Here is a 10,971-nt window from a genome sequence, read left to right as displayed (position 1 = left end):
GGTCTCGGTCTCGGTCTCGGTCTCGGTCTCGGTCTCGGTTAAAGTAGGGACAATGGGTTGGTCTAAAAGAACTGGTTTTTGTTTTAATTCATCGTCCATTTTTAGGCAACTATAGCTTTGTTGCTGTTCTAGCATCCAGTGATAAATGTCATCTAGACTTCCCCAATCACTGATCAATGCGCTGCGGTTTGGGGCTGGAATTAACCAGATTTGCCAACCTTGTGCAGGGTGATACAAAATGGCCCAACCTGATTCAGTATTTTGATATAGCGCTTGTTGTAAAACACGATCCTGTCGAAAAAGACCACGATAAGAAAGTTTAAATAGTGTTTGTTCTGCGAAATCTGTTGCGGCTTGTTCAGGTTGAGTTTGAGACTTAAATTTCAAAATTTGTTTTTTAAAAATAGGTTCATCACATAAGCGAAAAATTTCGATTAAACGTGATTTTGATTTTGCAATTTCAAAAAAAGATAAAGAGCGATGTTCCAAATCATTTAGCAAATGATGTAATTCTTTAATCAGTAGAGCTTTTTCTAAGGCATTCATAAACTGACCTCTAGAGATGTTTTTGTGCTTTTTCTAGATAACTTGCCAATACAATATTAATAGCAAGTTCAAGTAATTTATATTCTGCAGACATGGGTGTGGGGTGTTGTTCAGCCAGCACAATCAAACGATCAATGTTGATTGTTTGGGGAGGAATTTTACCTTGAATCAGCGCTTGAAGTTCTTGCATAAGAAAACGGTTTCATTGAATGAAATTATTAATTTAATGCTTTGATTATATGAGTTTAAAAAGAAAAAGCATGAATAAATATTGTCATGTTTTGCGCATTTATCGACATAAAGAGCAAAAAATGTAGATTTTAGATAAAAAACATTCAAATTTTTTGATGGGAGAGTTGGAAAATAGATGGTGATTTATCGTTTAATTTTTCATCATATTGAAAATCAATAGATTAACTTATAGTTAAAATCTTGTGTCGATCCTGAATAGGATGAGAGCAAATAAAATGATTTTTTCAGTATAAAAAAACAGACTGAGTTAGATCAGTCTGTTTTTTTACTGGAATAAGGTAACTTATTAAGCTGCTTTTTCACAGGCAGCTTTATCTCGAGTTACAGGTTCCAAAGCCGATACTTTTTGGTCGGCATTTACAGTTTTAACTGCTTTTTTAGCAGGAAAATCTGGAACAAAAACAATTTGAGCAGATACATTTGCAGAAAAAGCCACAACAGCGATAGCCAAAAAAGATTTAATAGCGTTCATGATCATTTCCTTTAGGGGAAAGAATGCCCAAGAAAGATGGGCAAGGGAGATAAGTAAAATAAATTTCATGTAAATAATATCAAATAATGATCAGATTAAGTAAGTGCTGAGGGGTGAAAAAAGATGAATGGTGAGTTTAAATTATTATATAAATCATATATTTAGAGCTTTTGCTCTAAGACAGATTGTGTTTCAACAATCTGTCTTAAGTCATTTAGAAATATAAAAATTATCAATTTTTATGACATTTACTTTGGCACTTACTTTTGCATTTTTTCTCGTAAACTTTACCAGAAATACCGCCAATAATAGCGCCACTCACGGTACCAAAAACTGGTAATACACTACCCGCAACAGCACCAATCAAAGCACCTGTGACTGTAGGAGAAAAAGGTGATTTGATGTTTGAGCGCTGTTTAGGGGTAGAATCAACAGCAGCATCTTGAGTTTCAGTGTTCATATTTACCTCTTTAAGTTTCATGATTCAGAACTTAAATGTTCCGCATATCAGCCTAGCGAATTGTGCATCTGATTGTGTCCAAGCCTTGTATATATAAGTTGTGTTTTGTAAGAGCTAGATAGGGGACAGCGATATTGTGTCTTACGTGTAAGTTTTTGCTGTGTAATGTTAAAACAAGGATTTTTGTTTAAAAAATACCCTATGATCAAACCTCACAAGAATAAAATTTGAGGTTTAAACAATGGCTATCGCAAAAGTAGTTGAGGTTAATTCAAGCAGTAATAAAAGTTTTGAAGATGCAATTCAAACAGGCATTCACAAAGTCACCGAAACAATAAAAAATGTGCAAGGTGCATGGATCAATGAGCAAAAAGTAGTGATTAAGGACAATAAAATTACTGAGTATCGTGTGAATTTAAAAATCAGCTTCTTGGTCGATTAGATTGATGAATTGTAAAATAAAAAAATCCCCTGATTCGGGGATTTTTTATGACCAGTTGCAGTAAGTCCATGTCATTAATAATGGAATAGAATTATTTCTCTGGAACATCACAGAGATCATCTTTACAGATCGCCGCATCTTCAGCTTCAATATTCGCTTGTTGTGGTGCTTCTAAAGCTTTTTCAAAGACTTGTAAGAATACTTCACGCGGTTGTGCGCCCGCTAATGCAATGCGTTGATCAAAGACAAAGAACGGTACGCCGGTCACTTTTAATTGATCTCGTGCCACATCTTCATCAAATTTAACGAAGTCAGCATATTCTTCTGAATTGAGCACATCTTCCACTTCAACCGGATTTAAGCCAATGCGTGCAGCAACATCTTCAATCGTTTCACGTTCGCCAATCGGTAAACCTTGGGTCATATAACTATAGAAAAAGGCTTCTTTGGCTTCTGAACCCAAGCCTTTACTTTGAGCCAGGTGAATAATGCGATGTGCATTGAAGGTGTTACCCGAGTTGGCATTTTCCCAATTGAATTGGATGCCTTCTTCAGCAGCCATAGCGGCAATATTACGTTGCATCTCTTCAACGTCTGCAACAGTACGTCCGTATTTTTGTGCAAGACGTTCAGAGTTTGAAATTTCCTGACGGATTGGCGCTTCTGGATCAAGTTCATAACTATGCCAATGAACTTCAAGTTCTAAACCTGCTTGTTCAGCAGCAGCTTCAAGACGTTTTTTACCAATATAACAAAATGGGCAAACCACATCTGACCAAATATCTACGCGCATGAGAACTCTCGAATCTTTTATTGGCTATATTGATGGGGGTTCGGACAAAAATTTAAAGCATGAAAATTGAATTAATGCTGAAACAGGCTGGAAAAACTTGATATGTTTTAGGTGAATAAATAACCGGTCAGGTTCTGAATCGGGTTATGCTATTGAAAAGTCAGTATAGGGGAGTTTCGCATGCCAAGGATTTTTCTCATCTTGGGATTGGCGACATGTGCCGTATTTGGTTGGATGTTTTATCAGTATTCGGTACAACAAAATGACCTGAGCCAACTCAAGACCTACCAAACTGTATTGTATGAAAAAGCAGAACTCATTTATGCGCAAGCCCAGGACTGGTCTGAACCGATTGATATTAATGTTTCAGATAACCGTTTACAGGGTGATTATAAAGTGATGGCGGACTTTGTGTTGAGTCAGATGATTCAAAATGCTGAAGCCCGGAATCAGTATCTGCGTGAACTCAAAGCAATTCACTGGGATAAATTTTTAGATATTGATCGTTTAGATCAAGACCGTAAACAGAAGTATGTAGAAACTGAGCAAATGCTGAAACAAGCCCATCTTCTGGCTGCACAGTATCAACAACAAACCCGGCAACGTGAAGAAGATACCTTGGCAAGAGCCAAACATTTATCCATTAAAGCCAATCTGCGGCATCAATTGACAGACAGTCTACGTGAAAGTCGTGACAGTGATAAAACCCATGCTTTGTTTGCTTTGGAGTTGCAAGTTTTAAGTAAAGCAGATGCTTTGTTCGAGATTCTGAAAAATAATAAATGGCAGAAAAAGAATAAAACTTTTATGTTTTATGAAGATCAACCCTTAAAGCAATTTAATGTCTTGTATCAGCAGGTGTTGCAGTTAAATGCAGAAATGGAAAAAATTAAAAAGCAAAATCGAAAAGCGGTTGAACAGCAGCTATAACATTCGAGCTTGCATTCTACTGAACAGGGGATGATTGAATTTAATATTTTTTAGATCATAGAAATGATCTTCCTGAAATAAAAAAAGCGTACCGAAGTACGCTTTTTAAATGCTTTTAGTCGTTGTGATTAAGCAATTTTAGCTTCTGGTTGAGCTGCAAGCATATGACCAGTTTCTTCAAAGTTAGCATGCCATGAAAGCGCTTCACGAAGAAGGTGAGGAGTATGGCCGCCTTTTGCACATGAACGGTCAAAGTAATCGTTCAATGCATCACGGTACATTGGGTGAGCACAGTTGTCGATAATGGCACGAGCACGTTCACGTGGCGCTAAACCGCGTAAGTCTGCAAGACCCTGTTCAGTAACAAGAATATCAACATCATGTTCAGAATGGTCTACGTGTGACGCCATTGGTACGATTGAAGAGATATCACCACCTTTTGCAATCGACTTGGTCACAAAGATAGCCAAGTGAGCATTACGTGCGAAGTCACCTGAACCACCGATACCGTTCATCATTTTAGTACCGCAAACGTGAGTTGAGTTTACGTTACCGTAAATGTCAAACTCGAGTGCAGTGTTGATGCCGATAATCCCTAAACGACGAACCAATTCAGGGTGGTTTGAAATTTCTTGTGGACGAAGTACCAGTTTGTCTTTGTATGCTTCAAGGTTGTTAAATACTTTTTCGCCATATTTAGCAGAAAGCGTAATTGATGAACCCGAAGCAAATTTCATTTTACCAGCATCGATCAATTCAAAGGTACAGTCTTGAAGTACTTCTGAATACATCACAAGATCTTCAAAGTTAGATTCTTTAAGACCGGTCAATACTGCATTGGCAATCGAACCAATCCCTGCTTGTAATGGACCAAGATCTTTCGGTAAACGACCTGCTGCAACTTCTTGTTCAAAGAAATTGATCAAGTGGTTTGCAATACCTTGAGTTTCATCATCTGGTTCAGTCACAGTTGATGGTGAGTCGTGGTATTCGCTGTTAAATACGATTCCTGCAATTTTAGATGGATCGATATTGATTGCATGTGTACCAATACGTTCATCGACTTGAGTTAATGGAATCGCTTGACGTGTTGGACGATAAGTCGGGATATAAATATCGTGTAAGCCTTCAAAAGCAGGGCTTAAATTGGTGTTGATTTCTACAATCACTTTTTCAGCAAAAATGGCAAAGCTTGCAGAGTTACCTACAGATGTCGTTGGGATAATGCCGCCATCTTCAGTAATTGCAACTGCTTCAATGATTGCAACATCTGGTTTTTTAAGCTGAAGATTACGCATTTGTTCAACTGTTTCAGACAAATGCTGATCGATGAACATAACTTCGCCTTTGTTGATGGCTTTACGTAAAGTATTATCAACTTGGAAAGGTAAACGGCGAGCAAGAACACCAGCTTCAGTTAATTGTTTGTCTAAGTCGTTACCCAGACTAGCACCAGTAATTAAAGTAATTTTCAAAGGATTACTGTGAGCTTGTTTTACAAGTGCTAGAGGAACAGCTTTTGCTTCACCTGCACGAGTAAATCCACTCATACCTACAGTCATACCATCTTGGATAAAAGTAGCAGCTTGTTCTGCGCTCATGACTTTGTCATGAAGTGATGCTAAACGAATACGATCTAAAGACATGGTTTACGCTCAATTCTTGTTCAATAACTAGACGGATTGTACCGCCCTAAAAAGGAATTGTGCATGCCTGTTAGGCTAAGGTCTAATTTTTTGAAAAAATGTGGGTATAACAATTTTTTATGGTTATTAATCTATTGATTTTACTGATGTAAAAATAAATGGATTAATAGTTAAACAAAACCATTTGTTTATTATTTGCTCAATTGTTAAAAATGCTCGCTGAATGTTTGTTTAATTTTCCCCAATGTACTCGGAGGAACTTCTTCTTCTGTTTTATTGTGAAGTACAGGTAAACAAATAAGCGCTTCCAACCCTCCTTGAGGACGATTGTGAATCGTAAGTTGCCCTTGATGCATGTCGACAATACGTTTCACAATTGCTAAACCCAAACCACTGCCTTGTACCGTACGCGCTTCATTACCGCGAACAAAGGGCTGCATCAAGTCTTCGATTTGATCTTCCGGAATGCCTTCACCATTGTCTGCGACAGTAATAAAAATATGGTCATTTTCAACTTTCGCTGATAATTCTATAGGTTCAGCACCATAGCGTTTCGAGTTATTGATTAAATTACCAATCATTCGTTTTAAAGACTGGCTACGTGCCTGAATGATCGGAACTTCTTGAGCTTCAAAACGGATATCTAATGGTTTGAACTGGATCACTAATTCCTGTAATAGCATATTAATGTCAGTGTCTTGCAGCTCTTCATCTGAGCCATCTCGCATGTATGAGATGAACTGATCAAGAATCGCATCCATATCTTCGACATCATAAATCAAGCCTTCTTTAAGAAAGTCTTCATCTGGCATCATTTCTGCGCTTAAACGAATTCGGGTCAATGGGGTACGTAAGTCATGTGAAATCCCTGCCAGCATAATACGGCGGTCACGTTCAGTCTGATCCAGGGTATAAATCATATGATTAAAGGCCTGGTTTACTTCGCGAATCTCTTGAGGACCATGATTGGTTTCCAAATAAGGTGCAGAACCGGTTTTACTATAGTTATTTGCCGCATTTTGCAGACGACGTAAGGGACGATTTAACTGGCGAACCAGGGTCAAAATGATGGCAGCAGCAATAAGCGGCACACCGAGCAACCAGCCAAAGACCAGTTCTGGACTATAGTTGGCATAGGTTTTTAAGGGTTCACGTACCCAATGGCCATTCATTTCCGGGGTCTGAATCCAAATACGCGGGCTTGGTTTAAATTGGAAATAAACGGTCACATTTTCAACTTGCAGTTCTTTGGCCAGCGTTTTTTCAATTTGATTGGTAAAAAACTCGGCAATCACTTTGTCGCGAACACTCGGATATTCTTTCGGATCGGTAATGTATTCGATACCGACACGGTTTTTGAGCCAAGTGTCGACATCCACTTCGGCATCATTATGGAAAATACGTAGGTCGGGATTGTTAATAATTTCTAGTTCAACCCCTAAATAGCGGGCATGTTGCTGAATTTCCGGAAGGTATAGGGTGCGCCAAAAGAACCACAACGACATAAATAAACTGAAGAATACAATGAATAACACCAGCACTGTAGTACGCATTGCAGCAGAACGTGGCTTGATCTTGTCAAAAAAGCGTTCCGAGCGGGTTCGCTTCTTTTCCGAATAAGCTTCGTAATCAGTAAATTTCTGTGGGTCGATGGGTTCGAGTTTCACACCAGATTCCTGTGGGCGTATTCTAAAATTCGCAGTCATTTTATTCGCGGTGGAATCTTACTGCGCGTACTTTCTTTGGAAGGAGCTCGTTGTGTTACTTTTTTAAAAAAATGAGTAACACTATTACGCAAGTAAAAACTTTACCATTCGCTGAACTCGCCATCATTTATCTATAAATTTAGCTGAAGGAAGGCTCAAACAGCAGCGAATGGCATTTTCGGACAATTTATGCGAGTGATACAGGCTAAATTGTCGGATCGAATTTTAATTACTCAGCACCATCTGGAACAAAGACATAACCTACGCCCCAAACGGTTTGGATGTAGCGTGCGCGAGCAGGATTTTCTTCAACCAGACGACGTAAACGAGATACCTGAACATCAATAGAACGCTCCATCGCACCCCATTCACGACCACGCGCCAAATTCATTAATTTGTCACGCGTCAACGGTTCACGCGGATGTTGTACCAGCGCTTTAAGCACGGCGAATTCACCTGTAGTCAGGGTAACCACTTGACCTTCACGAGTCAGCGTACGTGTAGACAAATCAAGCGACCATGGACCAAAGCTGACCACTTCCATTTGCTGGCTTGGTGCACCCGGAACTTCGCGTACTTGACGGCGTAACACCGCACGAATACGCGCTAACAGCTCATTTGGATTAAATGGCTTTGGCAAGTAGTCATCTGCACCGGCTTCAAGCCCGGCAATACGGTCAGAGTCGCTGCCACGTGCGGTCAACATGATGATCGGTGTATCGATATTGGACTGGCGTAAACGACGGCAAATACTTAAGCCATCTTCCACAGGCAGCATGAAATCGAGCACGATTAAAGAGAAAAGTTCACGCTGTAATAAACGATCCATTTGTGTTGCGTCGTGTGCAGTTTTGACCACGAAGCCTTTATCTTCTAGAAAGCGCTGTAATAACGTACGTAAACGCACATCATCATCTACAACGAGAATGCGTTCGACGCGATCAGTTTCGTTTTGTACTGGATCTGTTTTTTCAGCAGGTACAACTAAACTCATGATGTGCTCCTTTATTCTTTATTGTCATCGTAAACAAAAGTTCGGATAGTCTTGAGTATACGATTCATTTGTATCTGTTTACTATGCTCTAAAGCAACAAATATAGCAGGTAAAATCAAGACATAGATACCAAATGTATACATCTAAATTGTAGTTGATCTTACTGAATATGCAGATTAAAAATCTACTTATCAATTAATTTTGTAGTGAATTATAAAAGTCACATCGATTGGCAATATTGACCACTTATAAATTTAATAAAAACAATTGTGGATTTTATGGTCTTGGTCTTTATAATCATGCCATTTAGTACTTATCCTTGTAGGATCAAACACGATGACTGACTTAGTTCAGCAGTTAGCAAAAGAAATTGCCGTACGTCCAAATCAAGTAGAAGCTGCCATCAAGCTGATTGATGAAGGTGCAAGCGTTCCATTTATTGCACGTTACCGTAAAGAGGTCACTCAGGGCTTAGACGATACGCAGTTACGCCAACTCGACACGCGTTTATCGTATTTACGCGATTTATTTGAGCGCCGTGAAAAGGTGATTGAATCTCTGAAAGAACAAAATAAATTGTCAGATGATTTGCTGAACCGCGTAAACGCTGCTGAAACCAAGAATGCTTTAGAAGAACTTTACGCACCGTACCGTCCAAAACGTACCAGCAAGTCATTTAAAGCCAAAGAAGCAGGTTTAGGGCCAATCGCGGCAAAAATCTTTGCAGAGCAGGTTGATCCAACTGAAGCTTTAGCAGACTTTAGCCATGAAGATTATCCGGATGTTGAAAGTCAGCTGGATGCGATCCAACATATTCTGATTGATGATTGGGCGCAAAATATTGCTTTAACGACAGAATTAAAAGCGACCTTTGCTAAAACCGCTGTTTTAAAAAGTGCAGTGGCAAGTGATGAGAAAAAAGAAGTTGGCAAGAAATTCCGCGATTACTTCGACTTCTCTGAAAACTTCAATAAAGTCCCTTCACACCGCTTGCTTGCCATGTTACGTGGTCGTCAAGAAAATGTATTGGGCTTAAAGGTTGAGGGTGAAGATGATGCACTATTGGCGCGTATTGAAACTGAATACAATCTTGATTCGGTTCAACCACAAGCGCGTGCAGATTACTTAAAGCAAACCGCAAAACTGTTCTGGTTAGGTAAAGTTCGCCCACAAATCGAACATTCATTGCTGACTGAAAAACGTCTTGCAGCTGAAAGCGAGGCAATGGACGTATTTGCTGAAAACTTGCGTCATTTATTGCTTTCTGCACCAGCAGGCGCGCGTACGACTTTGGGCGTTGACCCAGGTATCCGTACCGGCGTGAAACTGGCTGTAGTGAATGCTTCTGGTGATGTAGTTGCGCATAGCACGATTTATCCATTTGCACCCAAAGAAGACAAAGAAGGTTCAATTGCTGAACTTGCACGTCTTTGCCGTGAATTCAATGTCGATTTAATCGCGATTGGTAATGGCACGGCTAGCCGTGAAACTGAAGCAGTTATGGCGGAAATGATGGCTGCAAACGCAGACTTGAACCTTACACGTGTTTCAGTATCTGAAGCGGGTGCATCTGTTTATTCGGCATCTGAATTGGCTTCACAAGAATTGCCAGAGCTAGATGTTTCAATTCGTGGCGCAGTATCGATTGCACGTCGTTTACAAGACCCATTAGCTGAACTGGTGAAAATTGATCCTAAATCGATTGGTGTAGGTCAATATCAACATGACGTGAACCAAACAGGCTTGGCGAAAACGCTTGAAGCTGTGGTTGAAGACTGTGTGAACTCGGTTGGTGTAGATGTAAATACCGCATCTCCTGCAATCCTGTCGTATATCGCAGGTTTGAATAAATCGATTGCACAACAGATTTTTGACTACCGTAAAGAAAATGGTCGTTTTGACAACCGTCAAGCCTTGAAAAATGTACCTCGTTTAGGTGAGCGTACTTTTGAACAGGCAGCTGGTTTCTTGCGTATTCAAGATGGTTCTGAACCATTGGATGCGTCTGCAGTTCACCCTGAAAGTTATGCTTTGGTGAGCAAAATTGTTGCAGCAAAAGCAACGACTGTAAAAGATATCATTGGTAATTCTGAAATCATTCGTCAGGTGAATGCTGAAGAATTTGCAGATGAAAAATTTGGTCTGCCGACTATTCAAGACGTACTAAGTGAACTTGAAAAACCAGGTCGTGACCCACGTCCAGAATTCCGTACTGCGAAATTCCGTGAAGATATTACCGAAGTGTCGCAATTGACTGAAGGCATGCAACTTGAAGGCGTGATCACCAATGTTACCAACTTTGGTGCATTCGTTGATGTCGGCGTACATCAAGACGGTTTGGTCCATATTTCTGAACTTGCCAATGAATTTGTGGCAGATCCACATAAAGTGGTGAAACAGGGTCAAATCGTTCAAGTACGTGTATTACAAGTAGATGCTGAACGTAACCGTGTCAACTTGTCTATGCGTCCTGAAGGTTCTGAAGCACCAGCGAAAGCGCCACGTCAGCCACGCCGTGAGCAAAATGCTCAAACTGAACAACGTGGTGAACGTAAGCCACAAGCGAAGCGTCCGCAAAATGTACGTCCTCAAGGTGATCGCCCACAAGGTAAAAAACCTCAATCTGCTAAACCACAAGAGCAAAAAATTGGTGGTTTAGGTGCATTGTTATTACAAGCAGGGATTAAAGGTTCGAAATAATCTTTGATTACTAAAAAAACCTCCCATTTG

General features: G+C 39.9%; 10 protein-coding genes and 1 pseudogene. 3 read left to right on the top strand and 8 right to left on the bottom strand.

Annotated features, from left to right (window positions below):
• The 4 genes and pseudogenes from E0409_RS07570 to E0409_RS07555 form a co-directional block, all read right to left on the bottom strand.
• Positions 1-546 (bottom strand): annotated as a pseudogene (locus tag E0409_RS07570) (hypothetical protein); the annotation flags it as partial.
• 10 nt (positions 547-556) lie between these two features.
• The gene (locus E0409_RS07565) at positions 557-736 is read right to left on the bottom strand and encodes a hypothetical protein (protein ID WP_131289351.1); all 180 of its coding nucleotides are present in this window, start codon (positions 734-736) and stop codon (positions 557-559) included.
• Between the two features lie 348 nt (positions 737-1,084).
• Positions 1,085-1,339, bottom strand: coding sequence for a hypothetical protein (locus E0409_RS07560; protein ID WP_252151784.1), 255 nt, complete (start codon positions 1,337-1,339; stop codon positions 1,085-1,087).
• 163 nt (positions 1,340-1,502) lie between these two features.
• The gene (locus E0409_RS07555) at positions 1,503-1,730 is read right to left on the bottom strand and encodes a glycine zipper domain-containing protein (protein WP_131289349.1); all 228 of its coding nucleotides are present in this window, start codon (positions 1,728-1,730) and stop codon (positions 1,503-1,505) included.
• 241 nt (positions 1,731-1,971) lie between these two features.
• On the opposite strand from E0409_RS07555, the gene E0409_RS07550 reads away from it, so the two are divergent.
• Entirely contained in the window at positions 1,972-2,172 is a 201-nt protein-coding gene (locus tag E0409_RS07550) for a dodecin family protein (protein ID WP_067726883.1), read from the top strand.
• A gap of 91 nt (positions 2,173-2,263) precedes the next feature.
• Here E0409_RS07550 and E0409_RS07545 read toward each other — a convergent pair whose 3' ends face one another.
• Positions 2,264-2,965, bottom strand: coding sequence for a DsbA family oxidoreductase (locus tag E0409_RS07545; protein ID WP_131289347.1), 702 nt, complete (start codon positions 2,963-2,965; stop codon positions 2,264-2,266).
• Between the two features lie 180 nt (positions 2,966-3,145).
• On the opposite strand from E0409_RS07545, the gene E0409_RS07540 reads away from it, so the two are divergent.
• A complete protein-coding gene (locus tag E0409_RS07540) occupies positions 3,146-3,895 on the top strand; it encodes a hypothetical protein (RefSeq protein ID WP_131289345.1) in 750 nt (249 codons plus the stop codon).
• A 128-nt stretch (positions 3,896-4,023) separates the two neighbouring features.
• Here the strand turns inward: E0409_RS07540 and scpC are convergent, their stop codons facing one another.
• The 3 genes from scpC to ompR form a co-directional block, all read right to left on the bottom strand.
• Positions 4,024-5,541, bottom strand: coding sequence for a succinyl-CoA:acetate CoA-transferase ScpC (gene scpC / locus E0409_RS07535; RefSeq protein WP_131289343.1), 1,518 nt, complete (start codon positions 5,539-5,541; stop codon positions 4,024-4,026).
• A gap of 206 nt (positions 5,542-5,747) precedes the next feature.
• Complete coding sequence (locus E0409_RS07530; RefSeq protein ID WP_131289341.1) at positions 5,748-7,208, bottom strand: ATP-binding protein; 1,461 nt, start codon at positions 7,206-7,208, stop codon at positions 5,748-5,750.
• Between the two features lie 268 nt (positions 7,209-7,476).
• A complete protein-coding gene (gene ompR, locus E0409_RS07525) occupies positions 7,477-8,241 on the bottom strand; it encodes an osmolarity response regulator transcription factor OmpR (protein ID WP_131289339.1) in 765 nt (254 codons plus the stop codon).
• A gap of 336 nt (positions 8,242-8,577) precedes the next feature.
• On the opposite strand from ompR, the gene E0409_RS07520 reads away from it, so the two are divergent.
• The gene (locus E0409_RS07520; RefSeq protein ID WP_131289337.1) at positions 8,578-10,941 is read left to right on the top strand and encodes a Tex family protein; all 2,364 of its coding nucleotides are present in this window, start codon (positions 8,578-8,580) and stop codon (positions 10,939-10,941) included.
• The last annotated feature ends 30 nt before the right edge of the window (positions 10,942-10,971 follow it).

Origin of the sequence: Acinetobacter sp. ANC 4862, from assembly GCF_004336635.1 — a bacterium.
Taxonomy (GTDB): Bacteria; Pseudomonadota; Gammaproteobacteria; order Pseudomonadales; family Moraxellaceae; genus Acinetobacter.
This window is presented reverse-complemented; position numbering and strand designations above follow the sequence as displayed.

What these genes read in the sequence shown, in the direction of transcription:
- E0409_RS07565 (WP_131289351.1), bottom strand. Translation starts at nt 736, where the DNA reads ATGCAAGAACTTCAAGCGCTGATTCAAGGTAAAATTCCTCCCCAAACA.
- E0409_RS07560 (WP_252151784.1), bottom strand. Translation starts at nt 1,339, where the DNA reads ATGAAATTTATTTTACTTATCTCCCTTGCCCATCTTTCTTGGGCATTC.
- E0409_RS07555 (WP_131289349.1), bottom strand. Translation starts at nt 1,730, where the DNA reads ATGAACACTGAAACTCAAGATGCTGCTGTTGATTCTACCCCTAAACAG.
- E0409_RS07550 (WP_067726883.1), top strand. Translation starts at nt 1,972, where the DNA reads ATGGCTATCGCAAAAGTAGTTGAGGTTAATTCAAGCAGTAATAAAAGT.
- E0409_RS07545 (WP_131289347.1), bottom strand. Translation starts at nt 2,965, where the DNA reads ATGCGCGTAGATATTTGGTCAGATGTGGTTTGCCCATTTTGTTATATT.
- E0409_RS07540 (WP_131289345.1), top strand. Translation starts at nt 3,146, where the DNA reads ATGCCAAGGATTTTTCTCATCTTGGGATTGGCGACATGTGCCGTATTT.
- scpC (WP_131289343.1), bottom strand. Translation starts at nt 5,541, where the DNA reads ATGTCTTTAGATCGTATTCGTTTAGCATCACTTCATGACAAAGTCATG.
- ompR (WP_131289339.1), bottom strand. Translation starts at nt 8,241, where the DNA reads ATGAGTTTAGTTGTACCTGCTGAAAAAACAGATCCAGTACAAAACGAA.
- E0409_RS07520 (WP_131289337.1), top strand. Translation starts at nt 8,578, where the DNA reads ATGACTGACTTAGTTCAGCAGTTAGCAAAAGAAATTGCCGTACGTCCA.